The organism is Sphingobium sp. SA916 (assembly GCF_002894065.1).
Classification (GTDB): domain Bacteria; phylum Pseudomonadota; class Alphaproteobacteria; order Sphingomonadales; family Sphingomonadaceae; genus Sphingobium; species Sphingobium fuliginis.
This window is the reverse complement of the sequence record NZ_LXYF01000044.1, coordinates 24,387-50,626: the sequence shown is the minus strand read 5'-3', so window position 1 is coordinate 50,626 and position 26,240 is coordinate 24,387. Positions and strand designations below refer to the sequence as shown.

At 67.0% G+C, this 26,240-nt stretch carries 25 protein-coding genes; 13 read left to right on the top strand and 12 right to left on the bottom strand.

All coding sequences use genetic code 11. From position 1 onward, the window contains the following. Positions 1-31 precede the first annotated feature (31 nt). From ruvB to ruvA, 3 genes are all read right to left on the bottom strand, one after another. Positions 32-1,051, bottom strand: coding sequence for a Holliday junction branch migration DNA helicase RuvB (gene ruvB / locus A8G00_RS14370; protein WP_025550555.1), 1,020 nt, complete (start codon positions 1,049-1,051; stop codon positions 32-34). 58 nt (positions 1,052-1,109) lie between these two features. After that, positions 1,110-1,436, bottom strand: a complete 327-nt coding sequence (locus A8G00_RS14365; protein WP_103000975.1) for a GIY-YIG nuclease family protein — start codon at positions 1,434-1,436, stop codon at positions 1,110-1,112. A 78-nt stretch (positions 1,437-1,514) separates the two neighbouring features. Further along, on the bottom strand, positions 1,515-2,123 hold the full coding sequence (gene ruvA, locus A8G00_RS14360; protein WP_103000974.1) for a Holliday junction branch migration protein RuvA: 609 nt from the start codon (positions 2,121-2,123) through the stop codon (positions 1,515-1,517). Between the two features lie 140 nt (positions 2,124-2,263). Between ruvA and A8G00_RS14355 the strand changes: the two genes are divergently transcribed. The 3 genes from A8G00_RS14355 (at position 2,264) to A8G00_RS14345 (ending at position 4,905) form a co-directional block, all read left to right on the top strand. Then, on the top strand, positions 2,264-2,839 hold the full coding sequence (locus A8G00_RS14355; protein ID WP_025550553.1) for a peptidase S14: 576 nt from the start codon (positions 2,264-2,266) through the stop codon (positions 2,837-2,839). A gap of 41 nt (positions 2,840-2,880) precedes the next feature. Further along, the gene (locus A8G00_RS14350; protein WP_103000983.1) at positions 2,881-3,507 is read left to right on the top strand and encodes a DUF1345 domain-containing protein; all 627 of its coding nucleotides are present in this window, start codon (positions 2,881-2,883) and stop codon (positions 3,505-3,507) included. Between the two features lie 102 nt (positions 3,508-3,609). After that, positions 3,610-4,905, top strand: coding sequence for an isoprenylcysteine carboxylmethyltransferase family protein (locus A8G00_RS14345; RefSeq protein ID WP_103000973.1), 1,296 nt, complete (start codon positions 3,610-3,612; stop codon positions 4,903-4,905). 96 nt (positions 4,906-5,001) lie between these two features. Here A8G00_RS14345 and A8G00_RS14340 read toward each other — a convergent pair whose 3' ends face one another. Together A8G00_RS14340 and A8G00_RS14335 are read right to left on the bottom strand one after the other, a co-directional pair. Beyond that, on the bottom strand, positions 5,002-6,375 hold the full coding sequence (locus tag A8G00_RS14340) for a glutamate--cysteine ligase (RefSeq protein ID WP_103000972.1): 1,374 nt from the start codon (positions 6,373-6,375) through the stop codon (positions 5,002-5,004). A 115-nt stretch (positions 6,376-6,490) separates the two neighbouring features. Next, a complete protein-coding gene (locus tag A8G00_RS14335) occupies positions 6,491-7,237 on the bottom strand; it encodes a 16S rRNA (uracil(1498)-N(3))-methyltransferase (RefSeq protein WP_103000971.1) in 747 nt (248 codons plus the stop codon). Between the two features lie 121 nt (positions 7,238-7,358). Between A8G00_RS14335 and ubiA the strand changes: the two genes are divergently transcribed. Next, positions 7,359-8,261 carry a 4-hydroxybenzoate octaprenyltransferase gene (gene ubiA, locus A8G00_RS14330; protein WP_048577239.1) on the top strand — a complete coding sequence of 301 codons (903 nt, stop codon included), beginning with the start codon at positions 7,359-7,361 and terminating at the stop codon, positions 8,259-8,261. Beyond that, positions 8,258-9,715 (top strand): phospholipase D-like domain-containing protein, encoded by a 1,458-nt coding sequence (locus A8G00_RS14325; RefSeq protein WP_048577240.1) that lies wholly within the window; start codon positions 8,258-8,260, stop codon positions 9,713-9,715. Before ubiA ends, A8G00_RS14325 begins: the two co-directional genes overlap by 4 nt. Before the next feature lie 57 nt (positions 9,716-9,772). On the opposite strand, the gene smc is transcribed toward A8G00_RS14325, so the two are convergent. The 4 genes from smc to A8G00_RS14305 all read right to left on the bottom strand — a co-directional run bounded on the left by smc (position 9,773) and on the right by A8G00_RS14305 (position 15,364). Further along, positions 9,773-13,216, bottom strand: coding sequence for a chromosome segregation protein SMC (smc, locus tag A8G00_RS14320; RefSeq protein WP_103000970.1), 3,444 nt, complete (start codon positions 13,214-13,216; stop codon positions 9,773-9,775). 80 nt (positions 13,217-13,296) lie between these two features. Beyond that, complete coding sequence (locus A8G00_RS14315) at positions 13,297-14,031, bottom strand: thioredoxin domain-containing protein (RefSeq protein ID WP_103000969.1); 735 nt, start codon at positions 14,029-14,031, stop codon at positions 13,297-13,299. A gap of 48 nt (positions 14,032-14,079) precedes the next feature. Continuing rightward, positions 14,080-14,751, bottom strand: a complete 672-nt coding sequence (locus tag A8G00_RS14310) for a thioredoxin domain-containing protein (protein WP_048577242.1) — start codon at positions 14,749-14,751, stop codon at positions 14,080-14,082. A 70-nt stretch (positions 14,752-14,821) separates the two neighbouring features. Then, positions 14,822-15,364, bottom strand: a complete 543-nt coding sequence (locus tag A8G00_RS14305; RefSeq protein WP_048577243.1) for a DUF721 domain-containing protein — start codon at positions 15,362-15,364, stop codon at positions 14,822-14,824. Positions 15,365-15,390: 26 nt separating this feature from the next. Here A8G00_RS14305 and A8G00_RS14300 point away from each other — a divergent pair, with 26 nt between their 5' ends. From A8G00_RS14300 to A8G00_RS14285, 4 genes are read left to right on the top strand one after another with little or no spacing between them, the layout of a single operon-like run. Next, complete coding sequence (locus A8G00_RS14300; RefSeq protein ID WP_103000968.1) at positions 15,391-16,461, top strand: A/G-specific adenine glycosylase; 1,071 nt, start codon at positions 15,391-15,393, stop codon at positions 16,459-16,461. Next, positions 16,448-17,380, top strand: a complete 933-nt coding sequence (gene nudC / locus A8G00_RS14295) for an NAD(+) diphosphatase (protein ID WP_103000967.1) — start codon at positions 16,448-16,450, stop codon at positions 17,378-17,380. Before A8G00_RS14300 ends, nudC begins: the two co-directional genes overlap by 14 nt. 48 nt (positions 17,381-17,428) lie before the next feature. Then, the gene (locus tag A8G00_RS14290; RefSeq protein WP_103000966.1) at positions 17,429-18,775 is read left to right on the top strand and encodes a TldD/PmbA family protein; all 1,347 of its coding nucleotides are present in this window, start codon (positions 17,429-17,431) and stop codon (positions 18,773-18,775) included. Beyond that, positions 18,762-19,559: an inositol monophosphatase family protein gene (locus A8G00_RS14285; protein ID WP_103000965.1), complete on the top strand. Its 798-nt coding sequence runs from the start codon at positions 18,762-18,764 to the stop codon at positions 19,557-19,559. The genes A8G00_RS14290 and A8G00_RS14285 overlap by 14 nt, the downstream gene beginning before the upstream one ends. A 96-nt stretch (positions 19,560-19,655) precedes the next feature. Here A8G00_RS14285 and A8G00_RS14280 read toward each other — a convergent pair whose 3' ends face one another. Next, a complete protein-coding gene (locus A8G00_RS14280; RefSeq protein WP_048576921.1) occupies positions 19,656-20,369 on the bottom strand; it encodes a GDSL-type esterase/lipase family protein in 714 nt (237 codons plus the stop codon). Between the two features lie 117 nt (positions 20,370-20,486). Here A8G00_RS14280 and A8G00_RS14275 point away from each other — a divergent pair, with 117 nt between their 5' ends. Then, positions 20,487-21,443, top strand: coding sequence for an acyltransferase (locus A8G00_RS14275; protein ID WP_025549420.1), 957 nt, complete (start codon positions 20,487-20,489; stop codon positions 21,441-21,443). Between the two features lie 4 nt (positions 21,444-21,447). Here the strand turns inward: A8G00_RS14275 and A8G00_RS14270 are convergent, their stop codons facing one another. Both A8G00_RS14270 and purD read right to left on the bottom strand, forming a co-directional pair. Next, positions 21,448-21,975: a hypothetical protein gene (locus A8G00_RS14270; RefSeq protein WP_044660434.1), complete on the bottom strand. Its 528-nt coding sequence runs from the start codon at positions 21,973-21,975 to the stop codon at positions 21,448-21,450. Between the two features lie 64 nt (positions 21,976-22,039). Beyond that, positions 22,040-23,323 (bottom strand): phosphoribosylamine--glycine ligase, encoded by a 1,284-nt coding sequence (gene purD / locus A8G00_RS14265; RefSeq protein WP_103000982.1) that lies wholly within the window; start codon positions 23,321-23,323, stop codon positions 22,040-22,042. 7 nt (positions 23,324-23,330) lie between these two features. Between purD and xseA the strand changes: the two genes are divergently transcribed. Genes xseA through A8G00_RS14250 form a run of 3 tightly spaced genes read left to right on the top strand, consistent with a single transcriptional unit; the run spans position 23,331 to position 25,923 of the window. Then, positions 23,331-24,830, top strand: coding sequence for an exodeoxyribonuclease VII large subunit (gene xseA / locus A8G00_RS14260; RefSeq protein WP_103000964.1), 1,500 nt, complete (start codon positions 23,331-23,333; stop codon positions 24,828-24,830). Between the two features lie 31 nt (positions 24,831-24,861). Further along, complete coding sequence (locus A8G00_RS14255; protein WP_061934876.1) at positions 24,862-25,071, top strand: DUF2093 domain-containing protein; 210 nt, start codon at positions 24,862-24,864, stop codon at positions 25,069-25,071. Positions 25,072-25,086: 15 nt separating this feature from the next. Beyond that, the gene (locus tag A8G00_RS14250) at positions 25,087-25,923 is read left to right on the top strand and encodes a M23 family metallopeptidase (protein ID WP_103000963.1); all 837 of its coding nucleotides are present in this window, start codon (positions 25,087-25,089) and stop codon (positions 25,921-25,923) included. Positions 25,924-26,240: the final 317 nt, after the last annotated feature.

The following is a 26,240-nucleotide window of genomic DNA, read 5'->3' as shown; positions in this document are numbered from 1 at the left end:
CCTTGCAGGCAGTCGAAGGAACCTGCCGATCCTAATCGAACAAGCCATCCTGGACATTGGAGGGCGGATTGATTCCCAGATGCTTCCAGCCCGGCCCGTTGAGGCAGCGTCCCCGCGCAGTGCGGGCGATCAGGCCGAGTTGGATCAGATAAGGCTCGATCACTTCCTCGATCGTATCGCGCGCTTCGGAGAGGCCTGCCGCGAGCGTTTCCACTCCCACCGGCCCGCCGCGATAGATGTCAGCGATCATGGTCAGGTAACGTCGGTCCATCAGGTCGAGGCCGAGATGGTCGACATCCAGCCGGGTCAGCGCGGCATCGGCCACCTTCGCATCCACGGCCGGGGCGCCCGCCACATTGGCGAAGTCGCGCACCCGCCGCAGCAGCCGTCCGGCGATGCGCGGCGTGCCCCGGGAACGCCGGGCGATCTCTACCGCGCCGTCGGAAGTGATGGCAAGGTCCAGCAGCCGGGCCGCGCGGCGCACCACCAGTTCCAGCTCATCGACGGTATAGAATTGCAGCCGCACCGGAATGCCGAAGCGGTCGCGCAAGGGCGTCGTCAGCAAGCCCTGCCGCGTGGTCGCGCCGACCAGGGTGAAGGGCGGCAGGTCGATCCGCACAGACCGGGCGGAGGGGCCTTCCCCGATCATCAGGTCGAGCGCCCGGTCCTCCATGGCGGGGTAGAGCACTTCCTCGACTGCGGGGTTGAGCCGGTGGATCTCGTCCACGAAAAGGACGTCGCCCTCATCCAGATTGGTGAGCAGCGCGGCCAGATCGCCCGACTTGGCGATCACAGGGCCGGATGTGGCGCGGAACCCCACGCCCATCTCGCGGGCGACGATCTGCGCCAGCGTCGTCTTGCCAAGGCCGGGCGGGCCGAAGAACAGCACATGATCCAGCGCCTCGCCGCGGCCCCGGGCGGCCTCGATGAAGATACGCAGATTTTCCCGCGCCCCCTGCTGGCCGATGAATTCGGCAAGCGATTTGGGCCGCAGCGCGGCGTCGGCATCCTCGACCCGGCGGGTGGAGGAGATCAGGCGATCCTCGCTCATGCGCGACACTCACCCCAACCGTCATGCTGAACTCGTTTGGTTTGCGCCGACCTTCGGTTCAGCATCCATCGTGCCGCTGGTTCGGATGGAGAGGCGATAAACCAAGGCCCGGAGCCAGGTCGATCCACCGCGGATTTTCGGACTCCATCAGATTGATCTTCCACTGCCGATGCCAGCGCTTGAGCTGCTTTTCCCGGTCGATAGCTTGTTCCATCGTGTCGCACATTTCGAAACGGACGAGACTGTGGACGGCATATCTCCCGGTGAAACCCGGAATGCCGTTCGTGCGATGCCGATGCAGCCGCCCGGGCAGATTTGACGTCACCCCGATATACAGCGTGCCATGAGGCTGACTGGCCAGGATATAGACGCACGGTTCTTTCATCGTCTCCTCCCTTCGGTGCGAGAGGCCTGATGGATGCTGAACCGAGTTCAGCATGACGGGTGGGGAGGGGGAGACGCATCATTTCGCCGCTTTCCTGAGCGCCAGGCGGACCAGCGCGTCCAGCGACGCGCCCTCGCCCAGTTCCTCTTCCGCCGCCGCGACGGCGGTGCTGGCTTCGGCGGGCTTGAAGCCCAAATTCTGCAGCGCGGAGATCGCATCGGCGCTGTGGCCGCCGGTCGGCAGCGGGGCGAACCCGCCGCCGATCCCGCCGGCCGGCGTGGGCACGGCGCCGATCTTGTCCTTCAGCTCATTGGTGATGCGCTGGGCCAGCTTGGGGCCGACGCCGTTGGCGCGGGCGATCATCGCCTTGTCGCCGGTCGCGACGGCGCGGTGCAGTTCCGCCGGTTCCAGCGCTGAAAGTATGGCCAGCGCCACGCGGGAACCCACGCCCTGCACACCGGTCAGCAGGCGGAACCAGTCGCGCTCCTCCGCCCGGGCGAAGCCGACGAGGCGGATCGCATCGTCCGACACCAGCATTTCGGTATGGACCGTCACCGCTTCCCCCACCGGCCCCAGCGCCGACAGGGTGCGGGAGGAGGCGCCGACCAGATAGCCGACGCCGCCCACATCGATGATGGCATGGTCCAGGCCCGTGCTGTCCAGCCGCCCTTTCAGTTTCGCGATCATGCGCCCCGCCCTTTGGTCATGGTCTGTTCTTTAGGGGCGTCTCCGGCAGGGCGCCAGCTAAAAACCGACGGAGCAAAGGCACCATTTGCCGGCCCGCGCGTAGAGCAGCCGGCGAGGGGCGAAGGAAGGAGCCGTTTTTCATGTCGATTCAGGCGCCATTGCTGGGCCCCAAGGATTTCGAATTTCCCGCGATCATGCTGTCGGGCTATGTCGACCATGGCATGTATCTGCATTTCCGCAATTGCCTTTCGTCCGCGCCGCAGCAGGGGCTGGTGGTGGTGGAGATCGCCACCCTGGGCGGCGACCCGGAAATCGCCCGGATGATGGGGGAGGATATACGCTTCCATTCGGATCTCTATCCTGACCGGCGGCTGGTTTTCCTGGGCAAGACGGCGGTCTATTCGGCGGGCGTGACCTTCATGAGCTTCTTCGCGGCGGAAAACCGCTATCTGGCGCGGGGCACGCGGCTGATGATCCATGAGCGGATCATCACCCGGGACATCCATCTGGAAGGGCCGCTGTCGACCTGCATCGCCTCGCTCAAGGCGACGCTGCATGAGATAGAGGCGTCGATCGCGATCCAGAATGAGGGCTTTGCGAACCTGATCCTGGGATCGCAGGTTTCCATGGAGGAACTGCTGAACCGCGCGCCGGAAAACTGGTATCTGGAGGCGAACGAAGCGCAGGCGCTGGGGCTGATCGCGGCGGTTATATAAAGCGTCTTGTGCAGGGCGCGGATTATGCCTTTGATGCGCCCATGAACCGGCCCCGGATATTTCCCTGGCGTTATGGCATGTTCCTGGCCCTGCTGGCCAGCATGGCGCCGTTCGGCCTGGTGCTGCGCTGGCATGAGGCGGTGATGGCAGGGTTCGACCTGGCGGCGCTGGCGTTCATCCTGTCGGTCTGGCCGCTGCTGGATTCCGATGCGGACGCGATGCGGCGCAAGGCGGCGGATAATGACGCGAACCGGCAGTTGATGCTGCTGCTGACCGGGATCGTGTCGGTGGTGATCCTGGTCGCCGTCGGCGTGGCGGTCAGCCAGCATGGCGGGCCGAGCAAGGCGGCGGTCGCGCTGCTGCTGGCGACATTGGCGCTGGCCTGGCTGTTTTCCAATCTCGTCTATGCGATGCACTATGCGCATATCTTCTATCTGGGCGATGGCAGGGGCGGCGACAGCGGCGGGCTTGATTTTCCCGACATGCAGGAGCCGGGCTATTGGGATTTCCTCTATTTCGCCTTCACATTGGGGATGACTTTCCAGACATCCGACGTGTCGGTGACCAGCCGGGGCATGCGGCAGGCGGCGCTGTTCCATTGCCTCGCGGCATTCCTGTTCAACCTGGGCATATTGGCGTTCACCATCAATGTGCTGGGCGGCATCTGAACCGACGGGTTTTAAAGCGGGCGTTCGGGATGTGGCCAGATGCGGACATTCCCCCCTTCCGACCTTCGGGGGTTGTTTACCAATTTCCGCTAGGTCCGCGGCATGAGCGACAAAGCCGATCCCTGTCCGAAGTCCGCCGTCAGCCACGGTGTTGGCGTGGCCGGGCTGGTCGGGCTGGGGCTTTGGGCGCTGGTCGCGCGCCATTATGGGATGAACGGGCCGAACGCGGGTTTTGCCGCGGTCGTCGCCTGCGGCCTGCCGATGGTGTCGTGGTCGCTGCTGGTCGACAAGGTGCATCGCCGCGCATCGACGGGGATCGACTGGACCGCGCCTGCGCGGCCGTGGCGGGCGGTGCTGGATGTCAGCATCGTCAAGATCGCCGGCCTGTGGGCGACATGGCTTGCCATAGCGGTCTTCTATTGCATCGCCCGCTGGTACTGGAGCGGGGATTATCGCCTTTCCATGAATGTGCTGATGGGCGCGGCGCCCTGGCTGCTGGCGGCATCGGTGCCCTATGTGATCTGGCTGGACCGGCGGCTCGTCGAGCCCAGGGACGCAGGCTATGCCTTCGGTCAATGGGTGATCGGCGGGGCCGCCGGCGCTGCGGACAAGGCCGAGGTCGCCCATCATGCCCGGGCCTGGGCGGTGAAGGGCTTCTTCCTTGCCTTCATGCTGTCGATCGTGCCCGGCAATTTCGCCAGCGTGGTCGAATGGCGGATCGAGGATGCGGTCAGCCATCCGGTGGCTCTGGCAAGCTTCCTGATCGCGGTCATGTTCATGATCGACGTTTGCATGGCGACCGTCGGCTATATGCTGACCTGCAAGCCGCTGGATTCGCATATCCGCACCGCCAATCCGCTGCTGGCCGGGTGGGTGGCGGCGCTGATCTGCTATCCACCCTTCGTGCTGATGGGCAATGGCGGCCCGCTCGATTATCATGCGGGCGGGGCGGAATGGGATGTCTGGACGCGGGGGCATGGCGTCCTGCAATGGCTGCTGGGCGGATGGCTGGTATTGCTGACGGCTATCTACGCCTGGGCGACGGTCGCCTTCGGGCTGCGCTTTTCCAACCTGACGCATCGGGGCATTCTGACGCATGGCCCCTATCGCTGGACGCGGCATCCGGCCTATCTGTCGAAGAATCTGTTCTGGTGGTTTTCAGCCCTGCCTTTTTTGAGCCTGTCGGGGAGTTTGACCGATGTGGTGCGGAACTGCGCGCTGCTGGGCGTGACCAACGCAGTCTATTATTGGCGTGCGAAGACCGAGGAAGCGCATTTGAGCGCCGATCCGGAATATCGGGCCTATAGCGAGTGGATGGCGCGCAATGGTGTAGTGCCGCGCTTTTTTGGATGGGTAGCGGGGCGGAAGCCTTTGAGCGCGGTTCAGCCTGCCGAATAGCTGTTCGTTTCCTGCATTCGAAGGCCCGTCATGCTGAACGAATTCAGCATGACGAATGGGGGATGCCGTCGTTCTCCCGCATCCCGCCAATCCCGCCTAGAAGCTTTCTTCAGCGTAGATTTGGCTGAGGTCGCCCTTCCATTCCTCATGATAGCGGGCGAGGAGGCGTTCGGCATGGGTCCGGCCGGACGCCACGATCTCGTCCAGCGGGGCGAGGAAGCCGCTTTCATTGTCGCCCGACGCATTGAGCCGGGCGCGGGCGGAAAGGCCGCTGCGGGCGATGTCGAGCACTTCGCCAGCGATGTCGCGCAGCTTGCGCTTGCCGCCGATGGGTGCGTCCAGCGCCAGTTTCGGCACGGAATCGCGCAGAACCTGCCGTTCCTCCATGCTCCAGTCCTTGACCAGATCCCAGGCGGCGTCCAGCGCGCCTTCGTCATAGAGCAGCCCGACCCACAGCGCCGGCAGCGCGCAGATGCGGTTCCACGGCCCGCCGTCCGCGCCCCGCATTTCGAGGAAGCTCTTCATCCGCACCTCCGGGAAGGCGGTGGAAAGATGATCCTCCCAATCCTTCTCGGTCGGCTTCTCGCCGGGCAGGGCGGGCAGTTCGCCGTTCAGGAAATCGCGGAAGCTCTGGCCCGCCGCGTCGATATAGCGGCCGTCGCGATAGACGAAATACATCGGCACATCGAGCGCATAGTCGGCATAGCGTTCATAGCCGAAGCCGTCCTCGAACACGAAGGGCAGCATGCCGGTGCGGCCGGGGTCGGTGTCCGACCAGATATGGCTGCGATAGGAGAGGAAGCCGTTGGGCTTGCCTTCGGTGAAGGGCGAATTGGCGAACAAGGCGGTCGCCAGAGGTTGCAGGGCCAGCGAGACGCGGAACTTCTTCACCATGTCCGCCTCGCTGCCATAGTCGAGGTTGGTCTGGATGGTGCAGGTGCGCAGCATCATGTCCAGGCCCATCGTGCCGACGCGCGGCATGTGGCGCAGCATGATGTCGTAGCGGCCCTTGGGCATGATGGGCAGTTCTTCGCGCGTCTTGTCCGGCCACATGCCCAGGCCCAGGAAACCCAGGCCCAGCATGTCGCCGACATATTTGACCTGTTCCAGGTGCCGGCTGGTCTCCGCGCAGGTCTGGTGCAGATTTTCCAGCGGCGCGCCCGACAGTTCGAGCTGCCCCGCCGGTTCCAGGCTGATGGTGCCGTCGGTGCCGGAGAGGGCGATGATATTCTCCCCCTCGAACACCGGGTTCCAGCCATAGCGGGTAAGGCCGATCAGCAGCGTGTGGATGCCGCCGCGCTCATCATAGCTGGGCGCATGGAAATCCGCCTTGGCATAGACGAATTTCTCATGCTCCGTGCCGATGCGCCAGCGATCCTTGGGCTTGGCGCCCTTGGCGAAGGCCGCGATCAACTGGTCGCGGCTCTCGATGATGGGATCGGTCCCCCCTGAGTCGGTTCTGGTGCTCATGCCCCGCCTTAATCTTTCCCCCGGTCGCGTCAAAGCCGCAACGTTCGGCGCTCAAATAAGCTGCGTTGATGACGGCTTCAATCCGGTTGCGGAAGAAAACGATGTTGGGATACCCTTATCGCCAGTCCCCGTTGATCGTCATCCATGCAGTCGTCGCGGCGATGGCGGCGGTTTCAGCGCGCAGGATGCGGGGGCCGAGCGAGACGGCCACGGATCGGCGGTGCGCGCGGATCGCTTCGCGTTCGGCGGGGTCGAAGCCGCCCTCGGGGCCGATCAGGAAGGCCGCGGGGCCGGGATGGGCCTTGAGCGTATCCGCCAGCGGTTCGCCGCCGGTCTCGTCCGCGAAGAAAAGCCAGCGATCGTCGCGCCAATCCCGAAGCAGCGCGTCGAGCTTCACCATCTCCCCAAGGTCGGGAAGCGCGGTGCGGCCGCATTGTTCGGCCGCCTCCACCAGATGGGCGTGCAGGCGATCCAGATTGAGCCGGTCCACCACGGCGCGGCGGGTGAGCACGGGCTGCAGCCGCGCCACCCCCAGTTCGCAGGCCTTTTCCGCGATCAGGTCGATGCGGCCCTTCCTGATTGGCGCGCAGCAGAGCCAGAAATCGGGAACGTCCTCCGGCGGCCTGGTCTGGCTGACGACCTCCAGCACCAGGTCGCGCCGGCGGATGTCGCGGGCCCGGGCCGCCCATTCGCCCGAGCGGCCGTCGAACAGCAGGACGATGTCGTCCGGCTTCACCCGCATGACGCTGATGAGGTAATGGGCCGGGTTGCCGTCGACGGGCACGGAAACGCCCTCGCCAAGCAGGGTTTCGACATGGAGGCGCGGGGCGCTTTGCGGCGGCCAGGCGGGGGTTGCGGTCATTCGGTTCGAACTCCGTTCGGGCTGAGCTTGTCGAAGCCCTTTTCTTCTCTAAAGAGCAAGTGAGCCCTTCGACATTTGAACGAGGCAAGGGACTCGGTCAAACAGGGCGAACGGAGTGAGTGTGGCAAGTAGCATCGTTCCCGACAGCGAAGCGCGCGGATTGGTGGCGCGATTGCCGGACATTCCCCGCGCGCTTGCCTTGCTGGCGCGGTTCGACAGGCCGATCGGCTGGTGGCTGCTGTTCTGGCCGGGGGCCTGGGCGGTGGCGCTGGCGGGGGGCGCGTGGGCGCACTGGCCGCTGATCCTCTGGCTGTTGCTGGGCAGCATCGCCATGCGGGGCGCGGGATGCGTGTTCAACGACATCGTCGACCGCGACCTCGACCGGCAGGTGGCGCGCACCGCGTCGCGCCCGCTCGCGAGTGGAGCGGTGTCGCTGGGGACGGCGTGGATATGGCTGCTGTCCCTCTGCCTGGTCGGGCTGGCGGTGCTGCTCCAACTGCATCCATATGCGCAGATCGTCGCCTTGGGCTCGCTGGCGCTGGTGGCGGCCTATCCCTTCATGAAGCGGATCACCGGCTGGCCGCAAATCTGGCTGGGGCTGGTCTTTTCCTGGGCCGCGCTGGTCGGGTGGAGCGAGGTGGCGGGAAACCTCGCCCTGCCGGGGTTGTTGCTCTATGGCGGCTGCATCGTCTGGGTGGTGGGCTATGACACCATCTATGCCTTGCAGGATCGGGAGGACGACGCGCTGATCGGCATCGGGTCGAGCGCCCTGTCCATGGGCAGGCATGTGCGGGCGGGCGTGGCGCTGTGCTATGCGCTCGCGCTGGCGCTGTGGGGCGGCGCGATCTGGCAGGTCCGGCCGCAGGGTCTGGCTTTGGCGGCGTTGCTGCCGATGGCGGCGCATCTGGGATGGCAGGTCGCGACGTTGAAGGAGGACGGCATCGATCCCTTGGCCAAATTCCGCTCCAATCGCTTTGCGGGGCTGTTGATGTTCCTGGGCTGTCTGGTGGTGGGAAGCGCATGAACGGTCCGCGCGAGGGAGAGGATTGCTGGCGGATCGCGCGGGCGCTGAAGGCCAGCGTGATCATCGATGCGGATGCCTATTTCCGCCATGCCCGCGCGGCGATGATGAAGGCGAAGCAGCGGATAATGCTGATCGGCTGGGACTTCGATGCCGCGATCACGCTGATCCGGGAGGATGAGGCGAGCGACGGCGCGCCCACGGTGATCGGGGATTTCATAAGCTGGCTGGTGGAGCGGACCCCGGAACTGGAGATATTCCTGCTGCGCTGGGATGTCGGGGCGATGAAGTCCATGGTGCGTCCGTCCAACCTGTTCACCACGGTCCGCTGGATGGCCAATTCGCGCATCACCGTGAAGCTGGACGGCCATCATCCGACCGCCGCCTCCCACCATCAGAAGATCGTGGTGATCGACGATTGCTTCGCCTTTTGCGGCGGGATCGACATGACGGCCGACCGCTGGGACACGCGGCATCACCGTGATGAGGAGCCATGGCGGCGGCACCCGGACGGCTCGCCCTATGGCCCCTGGCATGACGCGACGACCGCCTTGCAGGGACCCGTGGCCGCGGCGCTGGGCCAGCATGCGCGGGCGCGGTGGACGGGCGCGGGCGGCGGGGAACTGGCGCCGGTGGAGGGCGAGCAGGATTGCTGGCCCGATGCGTTGCCGGTGCAGTTCGAGGATGTCGACATCGCCATATCCCGCTCCGCGCCGGAGATGGAGGATCAGGAGCCGCTGATCGAGATCGAGCGGCTCTATGTGAACCAGATCGCGTCGGCGCGGCGGTATATCTACGCGGAGAGCCAATATTTCGCCTCCCGCCGCATTGCCGAAGCGATTGCGGCGCGGCTGGCGGAAGAGAACGGGCCGGAAATCGTCATCGTCAACCCGGAACAGGCCGATGGCTGGCTGGAGCAGCAGGCGATGGACACGGCCCGCGCCCGGCTGTTCGAGGCGCTGAAGGCTCGGGACGTCCATGACCGGTTCCGGCTCTATCATCCCTTCACCGCGCGGGGGGAGCCGATCTATGTCCATGCCAAGATACTGATCGTCGACGATCGGGTACTGCGCGTCGGGTCGTCCAACATGAACAACCGCTCGATGCGGCTGGACACCGAATGCGACGTGACGATCGATTCCGCGCTGCCCGCCAATGCGGGGCGCGAGGATGCGATCCGGGGCATTCGCGACGATCTGGTCGCGGAGCATCTTGACCTGCCGGTCGAGCGCGTGGCGGCGGTGATTACCGAGCGTGGGCTTATCGCGGCCATCGAACAGCTGCGCGACAGGCCGGGACGGACCTTGCGGCCCTATGTGACGCCTGACCTGAACGACGTGCAGGCCTGGCTGGCGGATCATGAGGTGCTCGATCCGGAAGGACCGGGCGAGATGCTGGAGCCGATCACGGAGCGCGGACTTTTCCGCCGGATGCGTGGATGGATGGAGGGGGGGTAGCTCTCTTTTCCGTCATTTCCGATTCCGCGGGAATGACGGTTACCAAAATAGGATCAGCTATTCCGCCGCCAGAAGCGCCTCCGCGCCGCCCAGATTGACCGAAACCAGCCGACTGACGCCCCGTTCCACCATCGTTACGCCGAACAGCCGGTGCATGCGCGCCATCGTCACCGCATTATGGCTGACGATCAGGTATCGCGTGTCGGTCTGCCCCACCATGGCGTCGAGCAGGTCGCAGAAACGCTCGACATTGGCGTCGTCCAGCGGCGCGTCGACTTCATCCAGGACGCAGATCGGCGCGGGGTTCGTCAGGAACAGCCCGAAGATCAGGGCGACGGCGGTCAGCGCCTGCTCGCCGCCGGAAAGAAGCGTCAGGGCGGCGAGCTTCTTGCCCGGCGGCTGGGCCATGATCTCCAGCCCCGCTTCCAGCGGATCGTCGCTGTCGATCAGTTCCAGATGCGCCTGGCCGCCGTTGAACAGGGTGGTGAACAGGCGGCGGAAATGGCCGTCCACCGCCTCGAACGCGGCGAGCAGGCGCTGCCGCCCCTCCCTGTTCAAACTGCCGATGGAGCCGCGCAGGCGGTTGATCGCCTGAGTCAGTTCCTCGCTTTCGGCGCGGCTGTTGGCCTGCGTGGCCTCCAGCTCCTCCAGTTCCTGCGCGGCGACGAGGTTGACCGGGCCGATGCGCTCGCGTTCGGTGACGAGCCGGTCATGCTCAGCCTGCTCGCTCTGGGCGATGCGGATGTCGGCGCTGGCGAAACCCAGTTTTTCCGGCAGGACCGGCGGCGGGCACTCGAAGCGTTCACCGGAGAGGCGGTTGGTTTCGACCCGCTTCTCATCCGCCGCCTCGGCACGCGCGGCGGCGGTGGCGCGGGCCTCGCGGGCGTTGGCGAGCGCTTCGCCCGCCTGCGCCGCACGCTGTTCGGCGGCGCGGAGCGCGGCTTCGGCTTCGCTTTCCTCGCGGCGGGCGGCGTCCGCGGCCTGCGTCAATGTGTCGCCCTGCTCGCTCAACATGGCGATGGCGGCGGCCAGACCGTCCGGCTGGTCCGCGATCTCGGCCCGTTCCTTCGCTATGCCCTCGCCACGCTCGACCATGGCGGCGATGCGCTTGGCCGCTTCGCCGGCACGGGCGCGCCACCCCTTGGCCTCCGCATCGGCAGTGGCCGTGCGTTCGCGGTCGCTGGCGAGCGCGCGATCGGCCAGCGCCTGATCGGCCTGTAGCTGGCTGACGGCGAGCCGTGCCTTCTCGCTCGCCTGTTGCAGCGTGGCGACCTGGGCGCGGGTCTCCTCCCCATCGGGCATGGCGGCGCGGCTGGCCTGCGCCTTGTCATGCTCGGCCTGCGCGGCGGCGAGGTCGCTGCGGGCTTCGCTCAACCGCTCCTCTATCGCCTCGCGGCGCCCGATCAGCCGTTCGAGCGCGGTGGCGGCTTCATCGGCGGCCCGCAGGGCGGTGCGCAGCCGCTGGTCCGCATCCGCAAGCTGGGTGCGGCTGGCGGCCAGCGTCTGGGCCGCCTCCCGCTCGCGCATCGAGGCGGCGTCCTGCGCGGCGCGGGCCGTCTCGACCTCGGCTTCGGCGGCAGGCCGGGCGGCGGCAATGGCTTCGAGGCGGTTGAGCCGGATCAGCCGTTCGGCGGCGGCGGCGCCACCCTCGATGGCGACATAGCCGTCCCAGCGGCGAAGCTGTCCATCCCTGGTGACGAGACGCTGGCCGACCGCAAGGACCTGGCCTTCGTCGCCGTCCGCGACCGCGACCTGCGCCAGACGGCGGGCGAGTTCGGGCGGGGCGGTGACATGGGCGGAGAGGGCGGCGCAGCCTTCGGGCAAGGGCGGGTCGCCGGCGAGGGCGGCGGCGCCGGCCCAGCGCCGCTTGCCTTCGGTCGCGATGGGCGCTTCCAGATCGTCCCCCAGCGCCGCCGCGAGCGCGCGTTCATAGCCGGGCGCCGCCTTCAGCCGGTCGAGCGCGCGGCTGCGGTTGCCTGTGCCGCTGTCGACGGCGCGCTGGAGCGCAGCGGCTTCGCTGTCGAGCGCGGCAAGGGTGGCGCGGGCGGAGGACAGGGCGGCTTCAGCGGCGGCACGGGCCTCGGCCGCTTCGGCACGGCTGGTCTCGGCGGAGCGGATCGCGGCGTCGGCGGCGTCGCGGTCCGTGCCGGCCTGCTGCTGGGCCGCGATCGCTTCGGCCCTTTTCCCTTCCAGCGGCGATGGGTCGGGTAGCGCGGCGGCTTCGGCTTCCAGCCGCTGCGCCTCGCGGGAGGCGCGGTCGAGGCGGGTGCGCGCAGCGGCCAGCGCAGCCTCTGCCACGCGCAGTTCCGCCTGCTCGCCCGCCTGCTTCGCCATCGCCTTGGCAAGATCGAGTTCGGCGTCGCGGGCGGTATCCTCCGCGCGGGCGATGCGCCCGGCGAAATCGGGACGCATCGCTTCGGTTTCGGCGATGCGCGCCTTGAGCGCGGCGATCTCGCCAGCGAGGCGGGCAATGGCCTCCGCCGCGTCGTTGGCGAGCGTGCCTTCCCGCTCCCTGTCCTCTTCCAGCCGTGCGGCCTGCTGGGCGAGGTCGTGGAGGCGGCGGACCACGCCGTCGCGCTCGGTGCGCAGCGCGGCGAGCTTGTGGCCTGCTTCGCTCGCGGCGTCGCGGGCGGCCTGGGCGGCGGCGCGTCTCTGCGCAAGCGTTTCGACGGCGGCATTGGCATGGACGGCTGCGGCGTGCTGCGCCTCCTGCGCGGCGGCGACGGCGCTTTCGGCCTGCTTGGCTTCGGCACGGGCGGCGTCCGCGCTGGCGGCGGCCTCGCGCCAGCGGGCGAAGATCACCCGCGCCTCGGCAATGCGGATCTGCTCCGACAGGCGGATATAGCGCTCCGCCGCCTTGGCCTGACGCCGCAGGCTGTTGGCGCGGGCATCCATGTCGGAGAGGATTTCGTCCAGCCGCATCAGATTCGCTTCGGCGGCGCGCAGCTTCTGTTCGGCGTCCTTGCGCCGGACATGCAGGCCGGAAATGCCCGCCGCTTCCTCCAGCATGGCGCGGCGTTCCTGCGGGCGGGCGGCGATCACGGCGGCGATGCGCCCCTGGCTGACCAGAGCGGGGCTATGCGGGCCGGTGGCGGCGTCCGCGAAGATCAGCGACACGTCCTTCGCCCGGACGTCGCGGCCATTGGCGCGATAGGCGCTGCCCGCCCCGCGCTCGATCCGGCGGGTGACTTCCAGTTCCCCGTCCGTACCGACTTCCACCGCGTTGAACAGCTCGCCCTGTTCCTGGATGGTGAGCAGCGAAACTTCCGCGAAATCGCGCTGCGGGCGGGTGGAGGTGCCCGCGAAGATCACATCCTCCATGCCGCCGCCGCGCATCGACTTGGCGCTGGATTCGCCCATGACCCAGCGGATCGCCTCCAGCAGGTTCGACTTGCCGCAGCCATTGGGCCCGACAATGCCGGTCAGGCCGGGTTCGATGCGCAGCTCCGTCGGGTCGACGAAGCTCTTGAAGCCGGAGAGCTTGAGGCGCTTTATCTGCATCGTGCAAGATCGGGGCAGCGCGGAGCCGCCCCGCCATCAGCAGGAAGCCGGACCGACGATGTCAGCCCCCCCTTGTCCAATCAGATCCCCGCTTCCTTGAGCTTCGTGCGCAGCGCGGGCCAGGCGGCGGTGTTCTCCACCGTCACGCCGTTCAGGATGAAGGTCGGCGTGCCCTCGATCTTATATTGCTGATTGGCGTCCTCTACGCCCTTGGCCAGCTTTTCGGCGGCGGCGGTGTCGGCCAGGCATTGCTTCGCCTGATCTTCCGATATGCCGCGCTGCTTGGCGAAGTCGACCAGGCCGACGGCGGCGGCGAGCTGGCCGAAGCGCTGGGCCGGGGGCGCGCTCATCAGCGCCTTGTACCTTTCGTCGCCCAGCGCCTGCGCCTTTTCGAACATGGCGTTCTGGTTGGCGAAGAACTGGTCGGATAGCGGATAGAAGATGTCCTTGCCGCCGCAACGGGCCAGCAGCGCCGTCGAAATGTCGATCGGATCGCGCACATAGTTGCGGAATTCGAAGCTCATCTTGCCGGAATCGACGATCTGCCTGATCTCCTCGGCCGATTCGGCGGCGAAGTCGCGGCAGTGCGAACAGGTGTAGGAGCCATATTCGACCAGCTTCACCTTCGCATTGGGATTGCCCATGACGAAATGGCCGTCGGGCGTCGTGGCGATCGTCTCCGACCATTTGGCGCCGGCCGGCGCGGCGACGGCAGCGACCGGTTCGGCGGAGGTGGCGCTGCCTCCTTCCTTCTTACCGCAGGCGGCGACGGTCAGGCTGAGGGCGATCAGGGCAAGTCCGGAAAGGGCTTTCACGTTGTTCTGGGCTCCGTATCGTCGGGCGTTGTCGTCGAAGGGTTTAGATCAGGGCAATGCAGCCTGCAACCGCGTCCAGTCCGATCCATGAACCAGCGTGCCGTTCAGCGTGAAGGCAGGCGTGCCGCCGATCCGCAGCTTGTTCCAGGCTTCGTCCGTCATGGCGAGGACCTGCTTCATCGATGCGGGATCGTTGATGCAGGCGTCGAGCTGGGCGGGCTTGTAGCCGCGCTTCGCCATCAGGGCGTAGAGGCCGGTCTTCTGCCCGATGTCGCGCAGCGCGGCCTTCTGGTCGGCGGGCTTGGCGGCATCTTTCTCATAGGCCTGTAGTTTCTCCATCCAGGCATCCTGATTGGCGAACAGCGCCTCATGATTGCCGAAGAAGCGCCTCGGGCCACCGCAGCGGGCAAGCAGGGCGGCGGTCAGGTCATATCGGTCGCGCACCGCGTTGCGCACTTCGACGCTCAGCGTGCCGCCCTTCACATAACGGGCGCGAAGCGGCTCGCTGGCCTCTCCCACGAAATGGGCGCAGTGCGAGCAGGTGTAGCTGACATATTCGACCAGCTTCGTCGGCGCGGCGGGATTGCCCAGCACATGGCCGCCCATGGGAGAGAGGGCGATCCGGCCCAGCCAGTCGGCGGCGGGGGCGGCCCATGCGGACAGGGATGCGCTCGCGGAAATGGCGAGCAGGGCGAGGAAAGCCAAACGGATTTTCGTCATGCGGTGGTCCAGTGATGCGCCGCCCCTGTCACGGCTGAGGTTGTCATGTTTGAACTGCTCAACTGCGATACTAGCTGATCTTGGGCAAACCGCTGCTGTTGGCCAGCCCTTGCGCCAGGGATTCCAGCACCGCGCGCAGTTCCGGATCGCCAATGTCGCGCAGGGAATCGCCCAGCTCGACCGGAATGGGTTTGAGGTTGACCGGCGGGGGGCGGCGTTCCGGTTCCCTTGCCTGGACCATCCCCTGTTTCATCGCCACCCGGGCGACGGCGGCATAGCCGAAGAAGCGGTTCACCCGTTCGACAATGTCGGGCAGCACATGCTGGATCATCGGCGCATGGCCGCTCATGACGGTGAGCTGCAATGTGCCGCCCGCCTTCTTGCCGGCCGGGAAGCGGATCGATTCGGGTTCGCTGATCGCCGCATAATGCGGGCCGACGATCTCCGCCCAGCGGGTGACGATGCTGGACTGGACGAAGCCGAACTTGCGGAAGGCGGCGGCGCCGATGGCGGGCATCAGGTCCGCGATCCGGCGCGGCGCGCCGATGCGCGGGCGGTCTTCCGCATCCGACTTGCGGCTTTTCATTTTGGGAGTCGGGGGGCGTTCCGTCATGCCTCGCTTAATGGCATAGGGGCGGCATGCGCGTCGAGGATAACATCCAGAAAATAGCATCCGATCTGCTCGCTCATTACGATGTGCATGCGCGCAGACTGCCCTGGCGCGCCCCGCCGGGGGCCAATGCCGCCGATCCCTATCGCGTCTGGCTGTCGGAGGTGATGCTCCAGCAGACCACGGTGGCGGCGGTCGGGCCCTATTTCGCGAAATTCACGCAGCGCTGGCCCGATGTGGCGGCTTTGGCGGCGGAACAGGATGCCGAGGTCATGGCCGCCTGGGCAGGGCTGGGCTATTATGCCCGCGCCCGCAATCTGCTGGCCTGCGCCCGGGCGGTGGCGAACGACCATGGCGGGGTGTTTCCCGATACCGAAGAGGGCCTGCGCGCCCTGCCCGGGGTCGGCGCCTATACGGCGGCGGCGGTGGCGGCGATCGCCTTCGGGCGGCGCGCCGTGGTGGTCGACGCCAATGTCGAGCGGGTGGTGGCGCGGCTTTTCGCCATCGCCACGCCCCTGCCCGCGGCGCGCCCGGAGATTCGCGCCGCGACCGACGCGATCACCCCCGATGCCCGCGCCGGGGATTTCGCGCAGGCGATGATGGACCTGGGCGCGACCATCTGCACGGCGCGCAACCCCGCCTGCGGCATTTGCCCCTTGCGGGAGGATTGCGCGGCTTTCCGCACCGCCGATCCCGCCGCTTTCCCGGTCAAGGCGGCGAAGAAGGCCAAGCCGCACCGGCTGGGCCATGGCTGGTGGATCGAGCGGCCCGACGGACATGTCTGGCTGGTGCGGCGGCCCGACAAGGGCATGCTGGGGGGCATGCGGGCGCTGCCTTCGTCGGAGTGGAACGATGCGCCCGACGCGACGCCGCCGCTTGCCGCGTCGTGGCGGCGGGTGGCCGATCCGGTCGCGCATGTTTTTACCCATTTCTCCCTCGCATTGACGGTGCACCATGCCCATGTGGGGCCGGACGTGACGCCGCCCGGCGAGGGCGAATGGTGGCCCGTGGCGGACATCGGGAAGGCTGGCCTGCCGACCCTGTTCGCCCGCGCCGCCGAGGTAGCGATGAAGGAGAGAATGGACGATGCACGGCTCTAGCGCCCCCTATTCGCGGCTCGTGGCCTTTGGCGGGGGACGGCTGGACCGGGTCGACCATGTCCGCACCAATCCCGCTTTGCTGGCGGAGGCCTTTGCCTCGCCGCTGGCGCGCCGCGTCATGCTGGAAGGGCTGGAGCCGGTGGTCGAGGGCGGGCATCTGGTCATGGAGCCGCTGCCGGACGATGCCTGGATCGAGCATCATGCGCTGCTGGGCGTGGATGAGCAGCAGCGGCCGATCTTCGCGGAACTGCTGGCGGATGCGCCGGACAGCTTCTTCGCCACGCCGCGCAGCCGTGCGCTGGCGGATGAGGTGCCGGGGCATGAGGTTGCCCTCTACGGCGCGGCGCGCAGCCTGCTGGCCTGGCATGCGCGGCATCGCTTCTGTTCGGTGTGCGGGCAGCGCACGGCGCCGGTCAAGGCGGGCTGGTCGCGGCAATGCGGGTCGTGCCGGGCCGAGCATTTCCCCCGCGTCGATCCGGTGGTGATCATGCTGGCCGAACATCGCGGGCGGGTGTTGCTGGGGCGGCAGCATAGCTGGCCGGCGGGGCGCTATTCGGCGCTGGCCGGCTTCGTCGAGCCGGGCGAGACGCTGGAGGAAGCCGTCATCCGCGAGATCAAGGAGGAAGCGGGCGTCGCCACCCATGCCGTGCGCTATGTGACCAGCCAGCCCTGGCCCTTCCCCTCCTCGCTGATGATCGCCTGCACGGCGCTGGCGGATGACGACGCGCTGAAGATCGATGAAAATGAGATCGAACATGCCTTCTGGTGCGACGAGGCTGGCGTTCGCGCCGCGATGGCTGGCGAAGAGGACGCGCCCTTCATCGCGCCGCCGCCGATGGCGGTCGCCTGGCATCTGCTGCGGCACTGGCTGGATGAGCGACCGGAAGGGCAGGTTGCCGACCATGGCCCAAGCGCGTAAGGCCGCCCCTTCGCCCTGCATATCCCCTTACAGGAATCGACACAGTCCATGCTCAGCCTAGAAGAAGCCCAGTCCCGCGCGCAGGATCTGGTGACGGCGGCGCGCCGGGCGGGGGCGGATGCGGCCGACGCCATCTATGCCTGCAACGCCTCGACCAATGTATCCGTGCGGCTGGGCGCGCTGGAGGATGTGGAGCGGTCGGAAGGCGAGGAAATCGGCCTGCGCGTGTTCATCGGCCGCCGGTCCGCCAGCATTTCGGCGTCGGACATGAATCCGGCGACCTTGGCGACCTTGGTCGACCGCTGCATCGCCATGGCGGGGCAGGCGCCGGAGGACCCCTATGCGGGCCTTGCGCCCGAAGACCGGCTGCTCAGGAAGAAGCTGCCCGCGCTGGACCTGACCGATCCGTTCGAGCCGGAATCGGCGCAGCTCAGGGAGCGCGCCATGATAGCCGAGGAAGCGGCGCGGGCCGTGCCGGGCGTCACCAACAGCGAAGGCGGCGGCGCGGCAACCGGGCGGAGCCAGATGGCGCTGGCGACCAGCCATGGCTTTGCCGGGGCCTATGCGGGGACGAGCCATTCGACCTGGGCGAGCGTGCTGGCCGGGACCGGCGCCGACATGCAGCGCGACCATGCCAGCCACAGCGTCCGACATATCGAGGATCTGGACGATGCCGAAACGGTCGGCACCCGCGCCGGGCATCGGGCGGTGGCGCGGCTCAATCCGGTGAAGGTGGGCAGCGGCGTGATGCCGGTGATCTTCGACCCGCGCATCGGTTCCAGCCTGGTCGGGCATCTGATCGGCGGCATGGTAGGCCCCGCCATTGCGCGGCGGTCGAGCTTCCTGCTCGAATCGCTGGGCGAGGCGCTGTTCGATGCGGCCATCACGATCATCGACGATCCGCTGCGGCTGCGCGGCTTGCGTTCGCGGCCCTTCGACGGCGAAGGGCTTCCGGTCGAGCGCCGCGCATTGATCGACAAGGGCGTGCTGACCGGCTGGCTGATGGACAGCGCGTCGGCGCGGCAGCTGGGGCTGGAGCCGACCGGCCATGCCAGCCGGGGCGGCAGCGGCGCGCCCGGCGCGGGCGTCACCAATGTGCATATGGAGCCGGGCACGGTCTCGCCGGGCGAACTGATGGCGGACGTGAAGCGCGGCCTCTATGTCACCGAACTGATCGGCATGGGCGTCAACGGCGTTACGGGCGATTACAGCCGGGGCGCGGCGGGCTTCCTGATCGAAAATGGCGCCGTGGGTCAGGCAGTGTCGGAAATCACCATCGCCAGCAATTTGAAGGACATGTTCCGGGCGCTGGTGCCGGCCAACGACCTCGCCTGCCGCTATGGCATGAACGTACCGACCATCCGTGTCGACGGGATGACCGTTGCCGGCGGCTGACATCTCTTTGCGCGAGGTGGTGGCGGTCGTGTCGGACGCCGCCGACCGGGCCCTGACGCTCTGGGCGGGCGGGGAGACGCGCGTGCGCCAGTGGGAGAAGGTGCCCGGCCATCCGGTATGCGAGGCCGATCTGGAACTGGACGCGATGCTGCGCGAGCGGCTCCACGCCATCGATCCGTCGGCGGGCTGGCTGTCGGAGGAGACGGCGGACACCGTACACCGGCTCGACCTGCCGCGCGTCTGGGTGGTCGATCCGATCGACGGCACGCGGGATTATCTGCGCGGGCGGCCCGGCTGGGCGGTATCGGTGGCGCTGGTGGAGCATGGCGCTGTGCGTTTCGGTATATTGGCGGCACCTGCGCGAAACGAACTGTGGATCGCGCAGGCGGGTGCGGGGGCGACCCGCAACGGCCGGACCTTGCAGGCCGGATCGCGGGCCGTCCTGCCCGGTTCGCGGGTGCCGGCGGATCAGTTGCCCCGCCATGACCGCGATCTCGTCACCGTCGACAAGCCCAACAGCATCGCGTTGCGCATGGCGATGGTGGCGGCGGACGAGGCCGATCTGGTCGCCACGGTGCGCTGGGGCAATGAATGGGACGTCGCCGCCGCCGCGCTGATCGCGGAGGAGGCGGGGGCGATCGTCACCGATGCGCTCAGCAATCCCTTTTCCTTCAACCGGCCGCAGCCGACCGCCTTCGGCTTGCTGTGCGCCGCGCCAGGAATCCATGCCGCCGCAGCGGAGCGGCTGGCGCCGCGCGCACGGGAAATATTGGGACGCGGGTGAAGCGTCGCCGGGCTTGAGATACCATGATGGTGGCCAATCGCCGCCATTGGCATGGGCGGCTTGGCGAAAACAGAGAGGCAGCCACCCTTCCACATATCAAGCCACGCAGCGACGGACAGTCTCGGCCGGCAGGACGTCGTTCAGTCGCTGGCGCACCACCCCCGCCCAGATGCCATATCCCGCCGGGTTCATATGGACGCCGTCCGCCCGATAATTGTCGCCCAGCTTTCCATCCTTCAGCAGCGGCGTCGTGATGTCGGCATAATAGGTCAGCGGCATGCGCTCGATCAGCCCTTGCGCCGCCGCGTTGAACAGCATCTGGCTCTTGAAGATCGACCGCCGCGCCGGACTGGGCTTCATCGACAATATCACGACCGGCACGTCACCCATCATCCGGTTGCGCAGGTCCAGAAATCGCCCAAGGTTGCGGAGGACGGTGCGAACCTCAATGCCGTTGGCGATGTCGTTCTCCCCGGCGTAGAGGATGATCGCCACGGGTTTGCTGTCCTGCGCCGCATTGGCGAAGCGCGGCAGGATCTCGGCAAAGGTGGCATCATCGATGCCCCGGTTATGTGTTTTCCATGGCGCCATGTCCCGGCTGAGGCTGGTCCAGCGGTGCATGGAAGAACTGCCTACGAACCAGAGCGAACAGGCGCTTGGCCCGGGCCCGTCGTCCGGCAGCGCCACATGCGCCGCGCGGTATCGGCCCACCGCCAGCCAGCTGCCGACGATCAGGCAGAAGATGAGGGCCGCCAGCCCCCATTTGGCGAAAGGCGAGGCGTCGAGGCGTTGCAGCAGCGGCGTCGTCATCGAAGGATATAAGTAGCGTCTTTTTCTATGGCGCAAAGCCGAAATTCCCTACTGCGCCTTAACGATCCGGCAAGAATGTGACGATATCGTTCCGATTCCTGCACCGGGGCAATTTTTGTGGGCAAGAATCCGTCGATCGACCTGCTGAAAGGCGTGCTGATCCTGCTCGTCATGGGCGGGCACGTGATGGAACTGACCGGCGGCCACGATCTGGCGCTGTGGGTCGGGTCGGGTTTTCGCATGCCGTTGATGGTCGGCATCTCCGGCTATCTGCTCAACGTCACCCGCATCCGCACCGACAGTATCCAGCGCCTGATGTCCCGCTATGGCCGGCGAATGCTGCTGCCCTGGCTTTTTGCCGGCATGGTGTACCTGATCGCGAGCGGCGCGGCGCTCCGCTGGACCCTGCCGTTCGACCTGTTGTTCCGGCCGCCCTTTCACCTCTGGTATGTGCCGACATTGTTCTTCCTGATCATGCTGACGCGGCTGCTGCCCTTCTCCCCGCTGGCACTGCTGGCGGTCGGCACGCCGGTCAGCCTGGCGATCATGTATGGCTTCGGCCTCCATCATGGACCGGTGGGGGACAGTCTGTTTTCGCCCGACAGCCGCTTCCTGCGCTATCTGGTCTATTTCTTCTTCGGCATGCTGATGGCGGAGCGGCGGGTTTCGCGACGCTATCTGCCGATCGCCGGGGCGGTCGCGCTGCTGGGCCTTCTCTGGTGGTCCGGCCTCTATGATGCCGACAATGTCCTGGCCTTCGTGCCTGCGCGGCTTTTGATGTGCCTTGGCCTGATCGCGCTGCTGCCGATGCTGTCCGCCCTGCGGCTGGATTTCGCGCCGGTCAATGCGATCGGGCGCGACAGCCTGTTCTTCTACCTGTGGCACCCGCTGGTCATGGGCGTGCTCGTCATGACGGATGTGGGCCCGGCAGCGACGCTGGCGCTGTCGCTCCTGCTGCTTGCGCTGGCGTGTCGCCTGACGGCGCGCGGCACGCTGTTGCCGCTGCTGTTCGGCAGCCTGCCGCAAGGGAGCGGGACGGTCCCGCCCCTGGCCAAAGCGCCCCTACCGGCCTGACCGTTCAGATCTTGCCATATTTGGCTTCGAAACCGGCAACGTCTCCGGCGGCGAGATATTTTGCCTGGTCGATCCACTGGTCGCGCACCGGGCGGCCCTTGAAATTGCCCAGCTTCGCATCGATGGCGGCAATGTCGGCATCGCTCCAGCCGGCGATCTGGGCATAGCGCGTTACGCCCAGTTCGATCAGCAGCGTGTTGAGCTTGGGGCCGACACCCTTCAACCTCAGCAGGTCGTCGGCATCGCCGGACGCTGTGGTGACCGCCGGCGACGCCGGGACCGCGATGGGCGCCGCAGCGTCGACCGGAGCCGGGGCAGCGGCGACGGGTTCCGGCACGACCGGCTCCGCCGGCTTGGAAAGGGGCGGGGCGGAAGCAGGCGGCGCGGAAACGGGGGTGGTGGGCTTCTTGGCCTCCACCGGGACGGAAGGTTCGCTCGGCCTGTTGCGCCCGGACAGCAGGAAGACGATGCCGATGATGACCAACAGCGCGATCAGCAGCCACAGGCCATAGTCCATGAAAAATTCTTGCATCGCTCGTCCCTCCCTGTCCGAATTTGGCCTATTTAAGGATGGTTGAGGTCACGCCGCAAGGGGATCAGCGTGCGCTTTCCTCCCGCGCGACCTCCCGCCACCCAATATCGCGGCGGTAAAAGCCGGTCGGGAAGCCGATGGCGTCGACCGCCTTATAGGCCGCCTGCTGCGCCGCCTTCACCGTGTCGCCGGTCGCGGTGACGTTCAGCACGCGGCCGCCATGGGCGACGATCGTGCCGTCCCTGTCCGCCGTGCCCGCATGGAAAACCCGCGCTCCCGTGGCTTCCGCCGCGTCGATTCCGGTGATCGCGCCGCCCTTTTCCGGGGTGCCGGGATAGCCGTTCGCGGCCATGACGATGGTGAGCGCGGCGCGGTCCGCCAGTTGCACCGGACCCTGTTCGGCCAGCCTGCCCTCCGCCACCGCGAGCAGCAGCGCCACCAGATCGCCATCGAAGCGCATCATCAACACCTGGCATTCGGGATCGCCGAAGCGGGCATTATATTCGATCAGCTTCGGCCCTTCGTCGGTCAGCATCAACCCGGCATAAAGAACGCCGCTATAGGGCGTCCCTTCGGCGGCGAGCGTGTCGACGGTGGGGCGGACGATCTTCTCGATCACTTCCGCTTCCAGTTCCGGGGTCAGCACGCGGGCCGGGCTGTAGGCGCCCATGCCGCCGGTATTGGGGCCGGTATCGCCGTCTCCGACCCGCTTGTGATCCTGCGCCGATCCGAAGGGCAGGATGGCGCTGCCGTCGGTCAGGGCGAAGAAGCTGGCTTCCTCTCCCACCATGAACTCCTCCAGCACCACTTCCTCGCCCGCCGCGCCGAACGCGCCGGAGAACATCGAATCGAGCGCCTCCAGCGCCTGTTCCCGCGTTTCCGCGATGATCACGCCCTTGCCCGCCGCCAGACCGTCCGCCTTGATCACGACCGGTAGCGCGAAATCGTCCAGCGCGGCGATGGCGCCGTCCTTGCTGGTGACCCGCTCATAGGCGGCGGTGGGGATATTGGCGCGCTTGCACAGATCCTTGGTGAAGCCCTTGGACCCTTCAAGCTGCGCCGCCTTCTTGCCGGGGCCGAAGACCGGATAGCCCTTGACCCGCAGATTGTCGGCCAGCCCATCGACCAGTGGCGCTTCCGGGCCGATCACCACCAGGCCGATGCTGTGGCGCAGGCAGAAATCCACGACGGCGCGATGATCCGTGGCATCAAGGTCGACCAATGTCGCATGCTGGGCTATGCCGGGGTTGCCCGGCGCGGCATAAAGGGTGCTGAGAGCGGGCGATTGCGCCAGCTTCCAGGCCAGAGCATGTTCGCGGCCGCCGCCGCCCAACAGAAGGATGTTCATTTCGCCCATGTCCCCGGAATATGAAGCTGGTTTCGATGTCTCGGGGCGCCTGTTAGCCGAGGAACGCTCAGGGGACAACGCGCCGCCGCTGTCGGTGAGCGAATTGTCGGCCCTGCTGAAGCGCACGGTCGAGGACCGTTTCGGCCATGTCCGCCTGCGCGGAGAGATTTCCGGCTTCAAGCGGGCCGGGTCGGGGCACATCTATCTGTGCCTGAAGGACGACAATGCCGTGATCGACGGCGTGATGTGGAAGGGTGGGGCGGCGCGCCTGCCCTTCGCGCCGCAGGACGGGGTGGAGGTGATCGCCACCGGCAAGCTCACCACCTATCCGGGGCGCTCCAAATATCAGATCGTGATCGAGCGGATGGAGCTGGCGGGCGAAGGCGCGCTGATGGCGCTGCTGGAGAAATTGAAGCAGAAGCTGGCGGCGGAGGGGCTGTTCGACCGGGATTGCAAGCGGCGTTTGCCCTTCATGCCACAGGTGATCGGCGTCGTGACCTCGCCCACGGGAGCGGTGATCCGGGACATTCTCCACCGTCTGGAGGATCGTTGCCCGACGCAGGTGCTGCTCTGGCCGGTGCTGGTGCAGGGACAGGGCGCCGCCGAGCAGGTGGCGCGGGCGGTGCGCGGGTTCAGCGAGATGCAGCCGGGCGGCCCTGTGCCCCGGCCCGATCTGGTGATCGTGGCGCGTGGCGGCGGCTCGATCGAGGATTTGTGGAGCTTCAACGAGGAGATCGTCGTCCGTGCCGTGGCGGAATGTTCGATCCCGATCATCTCCGCCGTGGGGCATGAAACGGATACGACGCTCTGCGACTATGCCGCCGACATGCGCGCGCCTACGCCCACGGCGGCGGCGGAAATGGCGGTGCCGGTGCGGGCGGAGCTGCTGGCGATGCTGACTGAGCAGGGCTTGCGCATGGACCGGGCCGTGCGGCGAGGAGCGGCGCAGGCCCGCGAGCGGCTGGAGATGCAGGCGCGGCTGATGCCGACGCCGGACATGCTGCTAGCGCCGCAGCGCCAGCGGCTGGACCAACTGTCCGATGGTCTGGTCAGCGGATTGCGGCATCGCGTTGCCGATGCGCGGGCGCATCTGGGGCAGGCGGGCGGGGCGTTGCGGCCCGCCCTGCTGCGCCAATATGTCAACCGCGCCGCCGAGCGCGTCGGCCGGTTGCGGCTGCGCCCGGATTATCTGGAGCGCGTTTACAAGGACCGGGCGACCGCTTTCGATCGCGTCTCGCGTCTCTTCACGTCGGTCAATCCCGACCTGCCGCTGCAACGCGGCTTCGCGCGGGTGATGGCGGGCGACCGGCTGGTGAAATCCGTGACGGAGGCGCGGTCGGCTGGCGCGGTCAGCCTGCATTTCCGCGACGGCGCGGTGGGCGCGAGCATCGATGGCGGCACGCCCCTTGAGAAGCCCGCCGCCGAGGCTATATCGACTCCGTCACGCACCCCGCGCAAAGCGCGCGAGGGCCAGGAGACGGGCCAGCAGGACCTGTTTTCCCAATGACGCCGTTGCACAGGAAAGGCCGAGTGATCCCATGCTGATGTCCAACCGCGACCGCCCGGCCCGGCTGCACTATATGGCCTACAGCTTCCGCGTGCTGCAGGCGGGCGACCATGTGGTGTGCTCCGTCAGCGGACAGAAGATCCCGCTGGAGGATCTGCGCTACTGGAGCATCGCCCGGCAGGAACCCTATGCCAGCGCCGAAATCTCCGCCCAGGCCGAACTGAAGGCGCGGGGTCTGTAAGGTGCCGGGGTTTAGATGAAGGGCTGGATCGCCGCCGCCGCGCTGGCGATGGCCGGTGTGGCGGCCACCTCCCCGGCAGCGCCGTCCCCCGTGGAACTGGTGCTGGCCGGTACGCCCGTCCAGGGCGGCGCCTTGCTGGGCACGGCGCCCAAGGGGACGGTCGAACTGCGCTTCATCGGGCAATTGGTGCCGGTCGATGCCGATGGCCGTTTCCTGATCGCCTTCGACCGCGATGCGGCGCCGCAGGCCCGGCTTACCGGACGTTTTGCCGATGGAACGCTTCTCGACCGCGCCCTCACCGTCGCGCCGCGCGACTGGCGGATCGAGCGGGTCGATGCGCCGCTGCGTCCGACGAAAAGCACGGAAGCCTTCCTCGCCCTGCGCAAGCCGGAGCTTGAACGGATCGCCGCCGCGCGCGAAACCGTGACTGACGCGCAGGGCTGGCGCCAGCGGTTCATCTGGCCGCGCATCGGCCGCGTCTCCGGCTTGTTCGGCGCGCAGCGCATCTATCAGGGGCAGCCGGGCGCCTATCATGGCGGCGTGGATATAGCGGGCGCGACGGGCGAGCCGGTGGTGGCCCCGGCCGACGGGGTGGTGATCCTGGCCGCGGATCGCCCGTTCACGCTGGAGGGCAATCTGCTGATGATCGACCATGGTCATGGATTGAACAGCGCGTTCCTTCACCTTTCGCGGATCGACGTGATTCCCGGGCAGCATGTGATTCAGGGGCAGCGCATAGGCGCAATCGGGGCCACCGGACGGGCCACGGGTCCGCATCTTCATTGGGGGATGAAGTGGAATGAAGCCCGGATCGATCCGATTCTGCTCACCGGACCCATGCCTCAGAACTGATCTATTATTTCACGGAACTATAATTTTATTCTTCGTCATGATATATCGAAATGTAAAAATTCCTTCTAGGAACTCAGACCTGTAACATTGTTGTTAAACAGGTGTTCAATACCGATTTTCTCGATTTGTGGCATATTTGCTACAGTTTCGGTCAAATGCGATGCCCGGGCTTTTGCCCTGCTTTACACTCATAAAACGACTGAGCAGAGTGCCCCGCAGTGCGTGTGAAGAGGGCTTGCTGTCGGGCTCCTTTCGCTCTCTTCACGCGTCAAAAAAGCGCGCGGGGCAATCCGCGAACCTCCAGAGCAAGGGACTGG